Here is a 14627-nt window from a genome sequence, read left to right on the forward strand (position 1 = left end):
TGTTCGTTCGGTGATGATGACGATCAGGCAGTGGCCTTATCGTCTTTCTTCAGACTTGCCGGCGGCCAGTTGTCGAGGCGCATACCGAGGGACAGACCGCGAGAAGCCAGAACATCCTTGATTTCGGTCAGGGATTTCTTGCCCAGGTTCGGGGTTTTGAGCAGCTCTACTTCGGTGCGCTGAATCAGATCACCGATGTAGTAGATGTTCTCTGCCTTGAGGCAGTTGGCCGAACGTACGGTCAGTTCCAGGTCATCAACAGGACGCAGCAGGATCGGATCGATCTCGTCTTCCTGCTCGACCACCACTGGCTCGCTGTCGCCCTTGAGGTCGACGAACGCGGCCAACTGCTGCTGCAGGATGGTCGCGGCACGACGGATAGCCTCTTCAGGGTCCAGAGTACCGTTGGTTTCCAGGTCGATAACCAGTTTGTCCAGGTTGGTGCGCTGCTCAACACGGGCGTTTTCCACCACGTAAGCAACCCGACGCACAGGGCTGAACGAAGCATCCAGCTGCAAGCGACCAATGCTGCGGCTTTCATCTTCGTCGCTCTGACGCGCGTCAGCCGGCTCATAGCCGCGACCACGAGCCACGGTGAGCTTCATGTTCAGCGCGCCATTGGAAGCCAGGTTGGCGATTACGTGGTCGCCATTGACGATTTCGACATCGTGATCCAGCTGAATATCGGCAGCGGTAACTACGCCCGGGCCCTTCTTAGCCAGAGTCAGGGTCACTTCGTCACGGCCGTGCAGCTTGATAGCCAGACCTTTCAGGTTGAGCAGGATCTCAATGACATCTTCCTGCACACCTTCGATCGCGGAGTACTCATGGAGTACGCCATCGATCTCGGCCTCGACTACTGCACAGCCAGGCATGGAGGACAACAGGATGCGACGCAGCGCGTTGCCCAGGGTATGGCCAAAGCCACGCTCGAGAGGCTCGAGGGTGATCTTGGCGCGGGTCGGACTGACCTCCTGCACATCGATGTGACGGGGGGTCAGGAACTCATTTACCGAAATCTGCATGGATGCACCTATTTTCTAGCCCTTACTTGGAGTAGAGCTCGACAATCAGGCTCTCGTTGATGTCAGCGGACAGATCGCCACGAGCCGGTACGTTCTTGAACACACCAGACTTCTTCTCGGCGTCTACTTCTACCCACTCAACACGGCCACGCTGGGCGCAGAGCTCGAGAGCCTGAGCGATGCGCAGCTGATTACGCGATTTCTCGCGAACAGCAACGACGTCGCCAGCCTTAACTTGGTAGGACGGTACGTTTACGGTCTGACCGTTGACGCTGATCGCTTTGTGCGAAACCAGCTGACGGGACTCGGCACGAGTGGCGCCAAAACCCATACGGTAAACCACGTTGTCCAGACGGCACTCCAGCAGTTGCAGCAGATTTTCGCCGGTGGCGCCTTTCTGGCTGGCAGCTTGCTTGTAGTAACCGCTGAATTGACGCTCCAGTACGCCGTAGATACGACGAACTTTTTGCTTCTCACGCAGCTGGGTGCCGTAGTCGGACTGACGGCCACGGCGCTGGCCGTGGATACCCGGGGCTGCTTCGATGTTGCACTTAGATTCAAGCGCGCGAACACCACTCTTCAGAAAGAGATCGGTGCCTTCACGACGAGACAGTTTGCACTTGGGACCAATGTAACGAGCCATTTCTCACTGTCTCCTGATTACACGCGACGCTTCTTCGGCGGACGGCACCCGTTGTGCGGGATTGGCGTCACGTCGGTGATGCTGGCGATTTTGTAGCCGCAGGCGTTCAGAGCACGCACGGCGGATTCGCGACCTGGGCCTGGACCTTTGACGTTGACGTCGAGGTTCTTCAGACCGTATTCCAGTGCAGCCTGACCAGCGCGCTCGGCGGCGATCTGAGCAGCGAACGGAGTGGACTTACGCGAGCCGCGGAAACCCGAACCACCAGAGGTAGCCCAGGACAGGGCGTTACCCTGACGGTCGGTAATGGTCACGATAGTGTTGTTGAAAGACGCGTGGATGTGGGCGATGCCATCAACCACCGTCTTTTTGACTTTTTTACGAGTACGAGCAGCAGGTTTTGCCATGACTAAATTCCTGTCGATTCGCGAATGCGATTACTTGCGGATCGGCTTACGCGGGCCCTTACGGGTGCGAGCGTTGGTCTTGGTACGCTGGCCGCGAACCGGCAGACCTTTACGATGACGCAGGCCACGGTAGCAACCCAGATCCATCAAGCGCTTGATCTTCATATTCACTTCACGACGCAGGTCGCCTTCGGTATTCACCTTGGCTACTTCGCCACGCAGCTGTTCGATCTGCTCGTCAGTCAGATCCTTGATTTTCGCAGCCGGGTTTACACCGGTAGCGGCACAGATTTTCTGTGCAGTGGTGCGACCAACACCATAGATGTAGGTCAGCGAGATAACAGTGTGCTTGTTATCCGGAATGTTAACGCCTGCAATACGGGCCATTCAGTGGAACTCCAATTGACAGCTACCTACGCCCCGGAAGCCAAGAAATAGGGCGCGAGATATTAACGCTGTAATAACAAATAATCAACCCGGCAGCGCACTAGCTGCCGGGCTTATCACGCGTGGTTCACACTCAGCCTTGGCGCTGCTTGTGACGCGGCTCTGCGCTGCAGATCACCCGCACGACACCTTCGCGACGGATAATTTTGCAGTTACGGCACAGCTTTTTCACCGATGCACGAACTTTCATTACCAACTCCTCGAACCTTACGGGTGGATCAGCGGAGCATGCCGCTGCCATAGCCCTTCAGGTTGGCTTTCTTCATCAGGGAATCGTACTGGTGAGACACGAGGTGCGATTGCACTTGGGACATGAAGTCCATTACAACCACGACCACGATCAGCAACGAGGTCCCGCCAAGGTAGAACGGAACGTTGGCTGCAACCACCAGGAACTGGGGCAACAGGCACACGGCCGTCATGTACAGAGCACCGAACATGGTCAAGCGGGTCAGAACGCCATCGATATAGCGTGCAGACTGCTCGCCCGGACGGATGCCCGGAATAAAGGCACCGGACTTCTTCAGGTTTTCCGCTACGTCTTTCGGGTTGAACATCAGCGCTGTGTAAAAGAAGCAGAAGAAAATGATCCCTGCACTAAACAGCAGAATGTTCAACGGCTGACCAGGAGCGATAGCCTGCGAAATGTCCTGCAGCCAGCCCAAACCCTCGGACTGACCAAACCAGGCACCCAGCGAGGCCGGGAACAGCAGAAGGCTGCTGGCGAAGATGGCCGGGATTACGCCCGCCATGTTCACCTTCAACGGCAGGTGGCTGGTCTGCGCAGCGAAGACCTTGCGGCCCTGCTGACGCTTGGCATAGTGCACCGCAATGCGACGCTGACCACGCTCAATGAACACCACGAAACCGATGATCGCTACTGCCAGCAGGCCGATGGCGATCAGAGCGAAGATGTTGATATCGCCCTGACGAGCAGACTCGAAAGACTGCCCGATCGCCGACGGCAGACCGGCCACGATGCCTGCAAAAATCAGCATCGAGATACCGTTGCCGACACCGCGCTCGGTGATCTGCTCGCCCAGCCACATCATGAACATCGCGCCCGCCACGAAAGTGGTGATCGCCACAAAGTGGAAGCCGAAATCGCCCGAGAACGCAACGCCCTGACTAGCCAGACCAACGGACATACCGATGGCCTGAACGAACGCCAGAACGAGAGTGCCGTAGCGGGTGTACTGGCTGATCTTGCGACGGCCAGCTTCACCTTCCTTCTTCAACTGTTCCAGCTGCGGGCTGACAGCGGTCATCAGCTGCATGATGATCGATGCCGAAATGTACGGCATGATCCCCAGTGCAAAGATGCTCATCCGCTCCAGCGCGCCGCCGGAAAACATGTTGAACAAGCTAAGAATGGTCCCCTCATTCTGCCGGAACAGATCCGCCAGTCGGTCTGGGTTGATGCCAGGAACCGGGATGTGCGCACCTATCCGGTAGACGATGATCGCCAGGAACAGGAAACGCAGACGAGCCCAGAGTTCGGACAACCCGCCACCTGCCAGCGCTGAGAGAGCACCTTGCTTAGCCATTTAGTCCTCGAACTTACCGCCAGCTGCTTCGATAGCCGCACGCGCACCCTTGGTGGCGGCGATACCTTTCAGGGTGACCGCACGGGTAACCTCACCGGACAGCATGACTTTCACACGCTGTACGTGATGGCCTACCAGATTGGCATCCTTCAGAGCCTGCAGAGTTACAACACCCTCTACCTTGTTCAGCTCGGAGGTACGCACTTCGGCGCGATCCATAGCCTTCAGGGAGACGAAGCCGAACTTCGGCAGACGGCGGTGCAGCGGCTGCTGACCACCCTCGAAGCCCGGAGCGATGGAACCACCGGAGCGGGAGGTTTGACCTTTGTGGCCACGGCCACCAGTCTTACCCAGACCGCTACCGATGCCACGGCCCGGACGGTGCTTCTCGCGACGGGCACCCGGCGCGGAACGCAGATCGTTCAGTTGCATGATTAACCCTCCACCTTCAGCAGGTAGTAAGCCTTGTTGATCATGCCGCGGTTTTCCGGAGTATCCAGAACCTCTACGGTGTGACCGATGCGACGCAGGCCCAGGCCCTTGACGCAAGCTTTGTGATTGGCCAGACGGCCATTGGTGCTCTTGATCAGAGTCACTTTGACGGTATTAGCCATGGTTAGAGAATCTCCTCGACGCTCTTGCCACGCTTGGCTGCAACAGAACCCGGAGACTGCATGGTCTTCAGACCCTTGAAAGTGGCGTGAACCACGTTCACCGGGTTGGTCGAGCCGTAGCACTTGGCCAGAACGTTCTGCACGCCAGCCACTTCCAGCACGGCACGCATGGCGCCGCCGGCGATGATACCGGTACCTTCCGAAGCCGGCTGCATGAACACCTTGGAGGCGCCGTGAGCGGACTTGATCGGGTACTGCAGAGTGGTGCCGTTCAGATCAACTTGGATCATGTTGCGACGAGCAGCTTCCATCGCCTTCTGGATAGCAGCCGGAACTTCGCGGGACTTGCCACGGCCGAAACCGACGCGACCCTTGCCATCACCCACCACGGTCAGCGCGGTGAAAGTGAAGATACGGCCACCCTTTACGGTCTTGGCAACGCGGTTAACCTGAACCAGCTTCTCGATGTAGCCTTCGTCGCGCTTTTGGTCGTTATTTGCCATAACTTAGAACTCCAGCCCGCCTTCACGAGCAGCATCAGCCAGCGCCTTGACGCGGCCGTGGTACTTGAAGCCAGAACGGTCGAATGCCACCTGGGTCACACCAGCGGCTTTCGCACGCTCAGCAACCAGCGCACCAACTTTCTTGGCTGCGTCGACGTTGCCGGTGGCGCCATCACGCAGTGCTTTGTCCAAGGTAGAGGCGCTGGCCAGAACCTTGCTGCCGTCGGCCGAGATGACCTGGGCGTAGATGTGCTGCGAAGAGCGGTACACGCACAGACGCACGGCTTCGAGCTCGTGCATTTTCAGGCGTGCTTTGCGAGCGCGACGCAGACGAGTAACTTTTTTGTCGGTCATTTTTCAGCCCCTTACTTCTTCTTGGCTTCTTTACGACGGACAACTTCATCCGCGTAACGAACGCCTTTGCCCTTGTAGGGCTCAGGACGACGGAAGTCACGGATTTCCGCAGCCACCTGACCCACCAGTTGCTTGTCGATACCCTTGATCAGGATTTCGGTCTGGTTCGGGGTTTCAGCCACGACGCCTTCCGGCAGTTCGTAGTCGATCGGGTGGGAGAAGCCCAGTGCGAGGTTCAGCACCTGGCCTTTGGCTTGAGCTTTGTAGCCCACGCCGACCAGCTGCAGCTTACGCTCGAAGCCTTGGCTGACACCGATGACCATGTTGTTCACCAGGGCACGAGTAGTACCGGCCATAGCGCGGTTCTGCTGGTCGCCATTACGGGCGGCGAAACGCAGTTCGCTACCTTCCTGGATCACTTCCACGGACGAGTGAACGTTCAGTTCCAGGGCGCCCTTGGCACCCTTGACCGAGAGCTGCTGACCGGCGAGTTTGATCTCGACACCGGCAGGCAGCACAACGGGGTTCTTAGCAACGCGAGACATGCTTATCCCCCCTTAGAACACGGTGCAGAGCACTTCGCCGCCGACACCGGCAGCGCGCGCAGCGCGATCCGTCATCACACCTTTGTTGGTGGAGACGATGGAAACACCGAGACCGCCGCGAACCTTCGGCAGGTCATCGACGGATTTGTATTGACGAAGGCCAGGACGGCTCACGCGCTTGACTTCCTCGATGACCGGACGGCCTTCGAAGTACTTCAGCTCGATGGACAGTTGTGGCTTGGCTTCACCATTGACTTCATAACCCGCAATGTAACCTTCGTCTTTCAGAACTTTGGCTACGGCTACCTTCAGAGTGGAAGAAGGCATGCTTACGACGGACTTTTCAGCCATCTGGGCATTACGGATACGAGTTAGCATGTCCGCTAACGGGTCCTGCATACTCATGGGCTAGACGCTCCTGATACAAAAAGAACAGCCCGAGGGCTGTGGGATCATCCAAAAGCTCGGCATGGAAATACCAGGCTCAGGAGAGCCGGACATTCTAGAGACCGATCAAAAATGAATCAAGCCCCAAAAGGGGCTTGTTCAAATAAAGACAAAGCCGGCACTAGGCCGGCTTCGCTTTTTTTACTGCTGTTACCAGCTGGCTTTCACCAGGCCCGGTACGTCACCGCGCATGGCGGCTTCGCGCAGCTTGTTACGCGACAGACCGAACTTGCGGTAAACGCCGTGCGGACGGCCGGTGATGCGGCAACGGTTACGCAGGCGCGAGGCGCTGGCGTCACGTGGTTGCTTCTGCAGAGCGACCTGGGCTTCCCAACGCGCTTCCGGACTGGTGTTCGGGTTAGCGATGGTGGCTTTCAGCTCGGCACGCTTCTTGGCGTACTTGGCAACCGTTTGCTGACGCTTCAGCTCGCGGTTCTTCATGCTTGTCTTGGCCATTATCCAGACTCCGATCAGTTGCGGAACGGGAAGTTGAAAGCACGCAGCAGAGCGCGGCCTTCATCATCGTTACGGGCAGTGGTAGTCAGGGTGATGTCCAGACCACGCAGCGCATCGATTTTGTCGTAATCGATTTCCGGGAAGATGATCTGCTCTTTCACGCCCATGCTGTAGTTGCCACGACCATCGAAGGACTTGGCATTCAGGCCGCGGAAGTCACGCACGCGCGGCAGGGAGATGGACAGCAGACGATCCAGGAACTCGTACATACGCTCGCGACGCAGAGTGACCTTGACGCCAATCGGCCAACCTTCACGAACCTTGAAACCGGCGATCGACTTGCGGGCATGAGTCACAACGACTTTCTGACCGGTAATCTTCTCGAGGTCGGCAACAGCGTTTTCGATGATCTTCTTGTCACCGATCGCTTCGCCCAGGCCCATGTTCAGGGTGATCTTGGTGATGCGCGGAACTTCCATCACGTTCGCCAGCTTCAGTTCTTCCTTCAGCTTGGGCGCGATTTCCTTCCGGTAAATCTCTTTCAGTCGTGCCATGGTATTTACCTACGGATTCTCAAGCGCCAACCGGCTTCTGGGTGGACTTGAAGACACGAATTTTCTTGCCGTCTTCGGTCTTGAAGCCAACGCGGTCAGCCTTGTTGGTTTCAGAGTTGAAGATGGCAACGTTGGAAGCGTGCAGAGGCGCTTCTTTCTCGACGATACCGCCTTGAACGCCCGACATCGGGTTCGGCTTGGTATGACGCTTCACCAGGTTGATGCCACCGACGACCAGACGGTCGTCAGCGAGAACCTTGAGCACCTTACCGCGCTTACCTTTGTCTTTGCCGGCGATCACGATGATCTCGTCGTCACGACGAATCTTTTGCATGTCGGATCTCCTTAAAGCACTTCAGGGGCGAGCGAGACGATCTTCATGAACTTCTCGGAACGCAGTTCACGGGTCACTGGCCCGAAGATACGGGTACCGATCGGCTCTTGCTTGTTGTTCAGCAGAACAGCAGCGTTGCCGTCGAAGCGGATGATCGAACCGTCGGCACGACGAACGCCGTGACGGGTACGAACAACCACTGCGGTCATGACCTGACCTTTCTTCACTTTGCCGCGCGGAATTGCTTCCTTGACGGTGACCTTGATGATGTCGCCGATGCCGGCGTAGCGACGATGAGAGCCGCCCAGCACCTTGATGCACATAACGCGACGTGCACCACTGTTGTCAGCAACATCGAGCATGGATTGAGTCTGAATCATAAAATTTCTCCGACCCCTAGCCCTTAGACGTCAACTGCGCGTTCGACGACTTCAACCAGAGCCCAGGACTTGGTCTTGGACTGCGGACGGGTTTCGCGAATGGAAACCTTGTCGCCGATCTTGCACTGGTTGGTTTCGTCGTGAGCGTGCAGTTTGGTCGAACGCTTGACGTATTTACCGTAGATCGGGTGCTTTACACGGCGCTCGATCAGAACGGTGATGGTCTTGTCCATCTTGTCGCTGACAACACGGCCGGTCAGCGTACGGACTGTTTTTTCGGCTTCAGCCATGATCACTTACCTGCCTGCTGGTTGAGCACAGTTTTCACACGAGCGATGTCGCGCTTAACTTGCGAGAGCAGGTGAGACTGCCCCAACTGGCCAGTTGCTTTCTGCATGCGCAGATTGAACTGGTCGCGCAGCAGACCGAGCAGTTGCTCGTTCAGTTGCTGTGCGGTTTTTTCACGAAGTTCGGTCGCTTTCATCACATCACCGTCCGCTTAACAAAGGTGGTGGCGAGCGGCAGCTTTGCAGCAGCCAGGGCGAAAGCCTCGCGCGCCAGCTCTTCGGAAACGCCTTCGATCTCGTACAGGACTTTGCCTGGCTGGATCTGGGCTACCCAATATTCGACGCCACCCTTACCTTTACCCATCCGCACTTCGAGAGGCTTCTTGGTAACCGGCTTGTCCGGGAATACGCGAATCCAGATCTTGCCGCCACGTTTTACGTGACGAGTCAGAGCACGACGAGCGGACTCGATCTGACGGGCGGTGAGACGACCGCGGGCTACAGACTTCAGCGCGAACTCGCCGAAGCTGACCTTGCTACCGCGCTGAGCCAGACCACGGTTGTGGCCGGTCATCTGCTTGCGGAACTTCGTACGCTTTGGTTGCAACATGATGCGTACTCCTTATTTCTTAGCAGCTTTACGAGGAGCGGGCGCTTGCGGCTTCAGCTCTTCAGTGCGGCCACCAATGACCTCACCCTTGAAGATCCAAACCTTGACGCCGATCACACCGTAAGTGGTGTGCGCTTCGTAGGTGGCGTAATCGATATCTGCACGCAGGGTGTGCAGGGGCACACGACCTTCGCGATACCACTCGGTACGGGCGATTTCAGCGCCACCAAGACGACCACTCACCTGGATCTTGATGCCCTTGGCACCAATACGCATGGCGTTCTGTACAGCGCGCTTCATGGCGCGACGGAACATTACGCGGCGCTCCAGCTGCTGAGCTACGCTCTGTGCAACCAGCATACCGTCGAGCTCCGGCTTGCGGATCTCTTCGATGTTGATGTGCACCGGCACACCCATTTGCTTGGTCAGGTCCTGACGCAGCTTCTCAACATCTTCACCTTTCTTGCCGATCACGATGCCGGGACGAGCGGTGTGGATGGTGATGCGTGCGGTTTGAGCCGGACGAGCGATGTCGATACGGCTAACGGACGCGCTTTTTAGTTTGTCTTGCAGGTATGCACGAACCTTCAGGTCGGCATTCAGGTAGTCGGCGTAAGTGCGACCATCTGCATACCAAACCGAAGTGTGATCCTTGACGATTCCCAGGCGGATGCCAACGGGATGTACTTTCTGACCCATCTGATCGACTCCGTTACTTGTCCGCAACCTTGACAGTGATATGGCAAGACCGCTTGACGATGCGATCAGCACGGCCTTTGGCACGCGGCATGATGCGCTTAAGCGAACGCCCTTCGTTGACGAAAACGGTGCTGACCTTCAGGTCATCAACGTCTGCGCCTTCGTTGTGCTCGGCGTTGGCAACGGCCGACTCCAGCACTTTCTTCATGATCTCGGCGGCTTTCTTGCTGCTGAAAGCCAGCAGGTTGAGCGCTTCGCCCACCTTCTTCCCGCGGATCTGGTCGGCGACCAGGCGAGCTTTCTGGGCGGAGATGCGAGCGCCCGACAACTTAGCGGCTACTTCCATTTCCAAACCCCTTAACGCTTGCCTTTCTTGTCGGCAACGTGACCACGATAGGTACGCGTGCCGGCAAATTCGCCCAGTTTGTGGCCGACCATGTCTTCGTTCACGAGGACCGGGACATGTTGACGACCGTTATGCACAGCGATGGTCAGACCGACCATCTGCGGCAGGATCATGGAACGACGCGACCAGGTCTTAACCGGTTTGCGTTCGTTCTTTTCCACCGCCGCTTCGACCTTCTTCAGTAGGTGAAGATCGATAAAAGGACCTTTTTTCAGAGAACGTGGCACTGTCGTATCCCTCTATTTACTTGCGACGACGGACGATCATGTTGTCGGTGCGCTTGTTAGCACGGGTTTTCGCGCCCTTGGTCGGGAAGCCCCATGGCGACACCGGATGACGACCACCGGAGGTACGACCCTCACCACCACCGTGCGGGTGATCAACCGGGTTCATGGCAACACCACGAACGGTCGGACGAACACCGCGCCAGCGCTTGGCACCGGCCTTACCCAGCGAACGCAGGCTGTGCTCGGAGTTCGAGACTTCGCCCAGGGTCGCACGGCACTCGGAAAGGACTTTGCGCATTTCGCCGGAGCGCAGACGCAGAGTCACATAGGCACCTTCACGAGCGATCAGCTGAGCGGAAGCACCAGCGGAACGAGCGATCTGAGCACCTTTACCCGGCTTCAGCTCGATACCGTGAACGGTCGAACCTACCGGAATGTTGCGCAGCTGCAGGCTGTTGCCCGGCTTGATCGGAGCCATGATGCCCGCAATCAGCTGGTCGCCAGCAGAAACGCCCTTCGGAGCGATGATGTAGCGACGTTCGCCGTCAGCGTATTTCAGCAGAGCGATGTGAGCAGTACGGTTCGGATCGTATTCCACGCGTTCGACGGTGGCAGGAATGCCATCCTTGTCGTTGCGACGGAAGTCGACCAGACGGTAATGCTGCTTATGACCACCACCGATATGACGGGTGGTAATACGGCCATTGTTGTTACGACCACCGGACTTCGACTTTTTCTCGAGCAGCGGAGCGTACGGAGCGCCTTTGTGCAGCTCCTGATTGACCACCTTGACCACAAAACGGCGGCCAGCGGAAGTCGGTTTGCATTTAACGATTGCCATGATGCACCCCTTCCTTACTCAGCACTGCTGGTGAAATCGAGTTCTTGGCCCGGCTGAAGGGAGATAACTGCCTTCTTCCAGTCGTTACGCTTGCCCAGACCGCGAGCGGTGCGCTTGCTCTTACCCAGAACGTTCTGGGTAGTAACGCGCTCAACCTTCACGCCGAACAGGCCTTCGACAGCCTTCTTGATTTCCAGCTTGGTCGCATCGGTAGCGACTTTGAAAACGAACTGACCTTGCTTGTCAGCCAGAACCGTGGCCTTCTCGGAGATGTGCGGGCCAAGCAGCACTTTGAATACGCGTTCCTGGTTCATCCCAGCAGCTCCTCGAATTTCTTCACGGCCGAAACGGTGACCAGCACCTTCTCGTACGCGATCAGGCTGACCGGATCGGAACCCTGGACGTCACGTACATCAACGTGCGGCAGGTTGCGGGCAGCCAGGTACAGGTTCTCATCGACAGCGTCGGATACGATCAGCACGTCGGTCAGGCCCAGGCCATTGAGTTTGGCCAGCAGGGTCTTGGTCTTCGGCGCATCAACGGCGAAGTCTTCGACCACGACCAGACGGTCGGTACGAACGAGCTCAGCAAGGATGGAGCGCAGAGCTGCGCGGTACATCTTCTTGTTCAGCTTTTGCTCGTGGTTGCGGGTGGACGCTGCGAAGGTCACACCACCGCCACGCCAGATCGGACCACGAGTGGTACCAGCACGAGCACGACCAGTGCCCTTCTGACGCCATGGGCGCTTACCGCCACCGGAAACGTCGGAACGGGACTTCTGACCTTTGGTGCCCTGACGGCCGCCAGCCATGTAGGCCACGACTGCTTGGTGAACCAGAGTCTCGTTGAACTCGCCACCGAAGGTCGCTTCGGACACTTCGATCGCCTGAGCGCCATTTACATTCAATTGCATCTCAGATTCTCCCCTTACGCCTTGGCAGCCGGACGAACGATAACGTCGCCGCCAGTAGCGCCAGGAACGGCACCCTTGACCAGCAGCAGATTACGCTCGGCGTCTACGCGCACGACTTCCAGGGACTGCACGGTAACGCGCTCAGCACCCATGTGGCCGGACATCTTCTTGCCCTTGAATACGCGACCCGGGGTCTGGCACTGGCCAATGGAACCCGGAACACGGTGGGACACGGAGTTGCCGTGAGTGTTGTCCTGGCCGCGGAAGTTCCAACGCTTGATGGTACCGGCGAAGCCTTTACCCTTGGACTGACCGGTGACATCCACCAGTTGACCAGCTTGGAAAATTTCAGCGTTGATCAGATCGCCAGCCTGGTAGTCGCCTTCTTCAAGACGGAACTCCAGAACGGTACGACCTGCCGCGACGTTCGCCTTGGCGAAGTGGCCAGCTTGAGCTGCTGTGACACGCGAAGCACGACGCTCGCCAACAGTGACTTGCACTGCGCGATAGCCATCGGATTCTTCGGTTTTAAACTGGGTGACGCGATTCGGCTCGATCTCGATGACCGTAACCGGAATGGAGACACCTTCTTCGGTGAAAATACGGGTCATACCCGCTTTACGACCGACTACACCAATAGTCATGTTGTAAACCTCATGAGTGTACGGGGCTTTCACCCGCTATGGCCGCCCATTTCAGAGCGTTACACGACTAAAACCGCCAGGTTTTAGCCGAGGCTGATCTGCACTTCCACGCCTGCCGCAAGGTCAAGCTTCATCAGCGCGTCAACGGTTTTATCCGTCGGCTGGACGATGTCCAGAACACGCTTATGAGTGCGGATTTCGTACTGATCACGCGCGTCTTTGTTGACGTGCGGGGAGACCAGAACGGTGTACCGCTCCTTACGAGTAGGCAGAGGAATCGGACCACGCACCTGAGCACCAGTACGTTTCGCGGTTTCCACGATTTCCTGGGTAGATTGATCGATCAGGCGATGGTCAAAAGCCTTCAACCGAATACGGATTTGTTGGTTTTGCATTTTGACCTCAGATTCCAAGCTGCTAATCCCCACAGACGGACTACGCCCGCTCGAGGGAGGCGCAATTGTACGGATGCCCCCTGGGGGTGTCAACTTTTAACCAGTTCAAAAGAAAAGGGCCCCGAAGGGCCCTTTTCTATACCGCGGATCGTTGATTACTCGACGATCTTGGCAACCACGCCAGCACCAACGGTACGGCCGCCTTCGCGAATCGCGAAACGCAGACCATCTTCCATGGCGATCGGCTTGATCAGGGTAACAACCATTTTGATGTTGTCGCCCGGCATTACCATCTCAACGCCTTCCGGCAGTTCGCACGAACCGGTCACGTCAGTGGTACGGAAGTAGAACTGAGGACGGTAGCCCTTGAAGAACGGAGTGTGACGACCACCTTCTTCCTTGGACAGAACGTACACTTCAGCTTCGAACTTGGTGTGCGGCTTGATGGTGCCCGGCTTGGCCAGAACCTGACCACGCTCGACTTCATCACGCTTGGTGCCGCGCAGCAGCACGCCGCAGTTCTCACCAGCACGACCTTCGTCCAGCAGCTTGCGGAACATCTCAACGCCGGTGCAGGTGGTCTTGGTGGTCGGACGCAGACCAACGATTTCGATTTCTTCCTGGATACGGACGATACCGCGCTCTACACGACCGGTAACTACAGTACCGCGGCCAGAGATCGAGAATACGTCTTCGATCGGCATCAGGAACGGCTTGTCGATGGCACGAACCGGCTCAGGGATATAGGTATCCAGAGTCTCGACGAGCTTCTTGACGGCAGTGGTGCCCATCTCGTTGTCGTCCTGACCGTTCAAAGCCATCAGCGCGGAGCCGATGATGATCGGAGTGTCGTCACCCGGGAAATCGTAGGTGCTCAGCAGGTCGCGAACTTCCATCTCGACCAGCTCCAGCAGCTCAGCGTCGTCAACCATGTCAGCCTTGTTCAGGAAGACAACGATGTACGGTACGCCAACCTGACGGGACAGCAGGATGTGCTCACGGGTTTGCGGCATCGGGCCGTCGGCAGCCGAGCAGACCAGGATCGCGCCATCCATCTGGGCAGCACCGGTGATCATGTTCTTCACGTAGTCGGCGTGACCCGGGCAGTCAACGTGCGCGTAGTGACGAATGTTGGAATCGTACTCTACGTGGGCAGTGTTGATGGTGATACCACGAGCCTTCTCTTCCGGAGCGCTGTCGATCTTATCGAAGTCAACGCGAGCGGAACCGAAAACTTCGGAGCAGACACGGGTCAGAGCAGCGGTCAGAGTGGTTTTACCGTGGTCAACGTGACCGATGGTGCCAACGTTGACGTGCGGTTTGTTACGTTCGAATTTTTCCTTAGCCAC

General features: G+C 57.3%; 28 protein-coding genes. All 28 read right to left on the reverse strand.

Features of this window, described 5'->3' with window-relative positions; translation table 11 throughout:
- Window positions 1-23: 23 nt before the first annotated feature.
- The 28 genes from JWV26_RS06700 to tuf all read right to left on the reverse strand — a co-directional run bounded on the left by JWV26_RS06700 (window position 24) and on the right by tuf (window position 14627).
- Window positions 24-1025 (reverse strand): DNA-directed RNA polymerase subunit alpha, encoded by a 1002-nt coding sequence (locus JWV26_RS06700; protein ID WP_003463273.1) that lies wholly within the window; start codon window positions 1023-1025, stop codon window positions 24-26.
- Window positions 1026-1047: 22 nt separating this feature from the next.
- Window positions 1048-1668 carry a 30S ribosomal protein S4 gene (gene rpsD, locus JWV26_RS06705; protein WP_017675608.1) on the reverse strand — a complete coding sequence of 207 codons (621 nt, stop codon included), beginning with the start codon at window positions 1666-1668 and terminating at the stop codon, window positions 1048-1050.
- 17 nt (window positions 1669-1685) lie between these two features.
- A complete protein-coding gene (gene rpsK / locus JWV26_RS06710) occupies window positions 1686-2075 on the reverse strand; it encodes a 30S ribosomal protein S11 (protein ID WP_003243933.1) in 390 nt (129 codons plus the stop codon).
- 30 nt (window positions 2076-2105) lie between these two features.
- Window positions 2106-2462 (reverse strand): 30S ribosomal protein S13, encoded by a 357-nt coding sequence (rpsM, locus tag JWV26_RS06715; protein ID WP_012019780.1) that lies wholly within the window; start codon window positions 2460-2462, stop codon window positions 2106-2108.
- 133 nt (window positions 2463-2595) lie between these two features.
- Window positions 2596-2712, reverse strand: coding sequence for a 50S ribosomal protein L36 (gene rpmJ / locus JWV26_RS06720; RefSeq protein WP_002555468.1), 117 nt, complete (start codon window positions 2710-2712; stop codon window positions 2596-2598).
- 28 nt (window positions 2713-2740) lie between these two features.
- The gene (secY, locus tag JWV26_RS06725; protein ID WP_017675609.1) at window positions 2741-4069 is read right to left on the reverse strand and encodes a preprotein translocase subunit SecY; all 1329 of its coding nucleotides are present in this window, start codon (window positions 4067-4069) and stop codon (window positions 2741-2743) included.
- Window positions 4070-4501 (reverse strand): 50S ribosomal protein L15, encoded by a 432-nt coding sequence (gene rplO, locus JWV26_RS06730; RefSeq protein WP_017675610.1) that lies wholly within the window; start codon window positions 4499-4501, stop codon window positions 4070-4072.
- Between the two features lie 2 nt (window positions 4502-4503).
- Window positions 4504-4683: a 50S ribosomal protein L30 gene (rpmD, locus tag JWV26_RS06735; RefSeq protein WP_003243922.1), complete on the reverse strand. Its 180-nt coding sequence runs from the start codon at window positions 4681-4683 to the stop codon at window positions 4504-4506.
- A gap of 2 nt (window positions 4684-4685) precedes the next feature.
- Window positions 4686-5186: a 30S ribosomal protein S5 gene (gene rpsE, locus JWV26_RS06740; protein WP_017675611.1), complete on the reverse strand. Its 501-nt coding sequence runs from the start codon at window positions 5184-5186 to the stop codon at window positions 4686-4688.
- A 3-nt stretch (window positions 5187-5189) separates the two neighbouring features.
- The gene (gene rplR / locus JWV26_RS06745; protein ID WP_017675612.1) at window positions 5190-5540 is read right to left on the reverse strand and encodes a 50S ribosomal protein L18; all 351 of its coding nucleotides are present in this window, start codon (window positions 5538-5540) and stop codon (window positions 5190-5192) included.
- An 11-nt stretch (window positions 5541-5551) separates the two neighbouring features.
- Window positions 5552-6085 (reverse strand): 50S ribosomal protein L6, encoded by a 534-nt coding sequence (rplF, locus tag JWV26_RS06750; RefSeq protein WP_017675613.1) that lies wholly within the window; start codon window positions 6083-6085, stop codon window positions 5552-5554.
- 12 nt (window positions 6086-6097) lie between these two features.
- Window positions 6098-6490 carry a 30S ribosomal protein S8 gene (rpsH, locus tag JWV26_RS06755; RefSeq protein WP_003243915.1) on the reverse strand — a complete coding sequence of 131 codons (393 nt, stop codon included), beginning with the start codon at window positions 6488-6490 and terminating at the stop codon, window positions 6098-6100.
- A 192-nt stretch (window positions 6491-6682) separates the two neighbouring features.
- Window positions 6683-6988 (reverse strand): 30S ribosomal protein S14, encoded by a 306-nt coding sequence (gene rpsN / locus JWV26_RS06760; protein WP_003463288.1) that lies wholly within the window; start codon window positions 6986-6988, stop codon window positions 6683-6685.
- Window positions 6989-7002: 14 nt separating this feature from the next.
- The gene (gene rplE, locus JWV26_RS06765; RefSeq protein ID WP_017675614.1) at window positions 7003-7542 is read right to left on the reverse strand and encodes a 50S ribosomal protein L5; all 540 of its coding nucleotides are present in this window, start codon (window positions 7540-7542) and stop codon (window positions 7003-7005) included.
- Window positions 7543-7561: 19 nt separating this feature from the next.
- A complete protein-coding gene (gene rplX / locus JWV26_RS06770; protein WP_017675615.1) occupies window positions 7562-7876 on the reverse strand; it encodes a 50S ribosomal protein L24 in 315 nt (104 codons plus the stop codon).
- An 11-nt stretch (window positions 7877-7887) separates the two neighbouring features.
- Window positions 7888-8256, reverse strand: a complete 369-nt coding sequence (gene rplN, locus JWV26_RS06775) for a 50S ribosomal protein L14 (protein ID WP_003243907.1) — start codon at window positions 8254-8256, stop codon at window positions 7888-7890.
- A gap of 23 nt (window positions 8257-8279) precedes the next feature.
- A complete protein-coding gene (rpsQ, locus tag JWV26_RS06780; protein WP_026088453.1) occupies window positions 8280-8546 on the reverse strand; it encodes a 30S ribosomal protein S17 in 267 nt (88 codons plus the stop codon).
- A gap of 2 nt (window positions 8547-8548) precedes the next feature.
- Window positions 8549-8740 (reverse strand): 50S ribosomal protein L29, encoded by a 192-nt coding sequence (gene rpmC / locus JWV26_RS06785; RefSeq protein ID WP_003463299.1) that lies wholly within the window; start codon window positions 8738-8740, stop codon window positions 8549-8551.
- Complete coding sequence (gene rplP / locus JWV26_RS06790) at window positions 8740-9153, reverse strand: 50S ribosomal protein L16 (RefSeq protein WP_003243901.1); 414 nt, start codon at window positions 9151-9153, stop codon at window positions 8740-8742. Before rplP ends, rpmC begins: the two co-directional genes overlap by 1 nt.
- Window positions 9154-9165: 12 nt before the next feature.
- A complete protein-coding gene (gene rpsC, locus JWV26_RS06795) occupies window positions 9166-9852 on the reverse strand; it encodes a 30S ribosomal protein S3 (protein WP_017675617.1) in 687 nt (228 codons plus the stop codon).
- A 13-nt stretch (window positions 9853-9865) separates the two neighbouring features.
- Window positions 9866-10198, reverse strand: coding sequence for a 50S ribosomal protein L22 (rplV, locus tag JWV26_RS06800; protein ID WP_003103908.1), 333 nt, complete (start codon window positions 10196-10198; stop codon window positions 9866-9868).
- Window positions 10199-10209: 11 nt separating this feature from the next.
- On the reverse strand, window positions 10210-10485 hold the full coding sequence (gene rpsS, locus JWV26_RS06805; RefSeq protein ID WP_017675618.1) for a 30S ribosomal protein S19: 276 nt from the start codon (window positions 10483-10485) through the stop codon (window positions 10210-10212).
- A 16-nt stretch (window positions 10486-10501) separates the two neighbouring features.
- The gene (rplB, locus tag JWV26_RS06810; RefSeq protein WP_017675619.1) at window positions 10502-11326 is read right to left on the reverse strand and encodes a 50S ribosomal protein L2; all 825 of its coding nucleotides are present in this window, start codon (window positions 11324-11326) and stop codon (window positions 10502-10504) included.
- Window positions 11327-11340: 14 nt separating this feature from the next.
- On the reverse strand, window positions 11341-11640 hold the full coding sequence (rplW, locus tag JWV26_RS06815) for a 50S ribosomal protein L23 (RefSeq protein WP_003463306.1): 300 nt from the start codon (window positions 11638-11640) through the stop codon (window positions 11341-11343).
- The gene (gene rplD, locus JWV26_RS06820) at window positions 11637-12239 is read right to left on the reverse strand and encodes a 50S ribosomal protein L4 (protein WP_072424511.1); all 603 of its coding nucleotides are present in this window, start codon (window positions 12237-12239) and stop codon (window positions 11637-11639) included. The genes rplW and rplD overlap by 4 nt, the downstream gene beginning before the upstream one ends.
- Window positions 12240-12253: 14 nt before the next feature.
- Window positions 12254-12883, reverse strand: a complete 630-nt coding sequence (gene rplC / locus JWV26_RS06825; RefSeq protein WP_017675621.1) for a 50S ribosomal protein L3 — start codon at window positions 12881-12883, stop codon at window positions 12254-12256.
- A gap of 83 nt (window positions 12884-12966) precedes the next feature.
- A complete protein-coding gene (rpsJ, locus tag JWV26_RS06830; protein WP_003463313.1) occupies window positions 12967-13278 on the reverse strand; it encodes a 30S ribosomal protein S10 in 312 nt (103 codons plus the stop codon).
- A gap of 155 nt (window positions 13279-13433) precedes the next feature.
- Window positions 13434-14627 (reverse strand): elongation factor Tu, encoded by a 1194-nt coding sequence (tuf, locus tag JWV26_RS06835; protein WP_017675622.1) that lies wholly within the window; start codon window positions 14625-14627, stop codon window positions 13434-13436.

The sequence above is a fragment of the Ectopseudomonas toyotomiensis genome, from assembly GCF_017167985.1.
GTDB lineage: Bacteria > Pseudomonadota > Gammaproteobacteria > Pseudomonadales > Pseudomonadaceae > Aquipseudomonas > Aquipseudomonas toyotomiensis.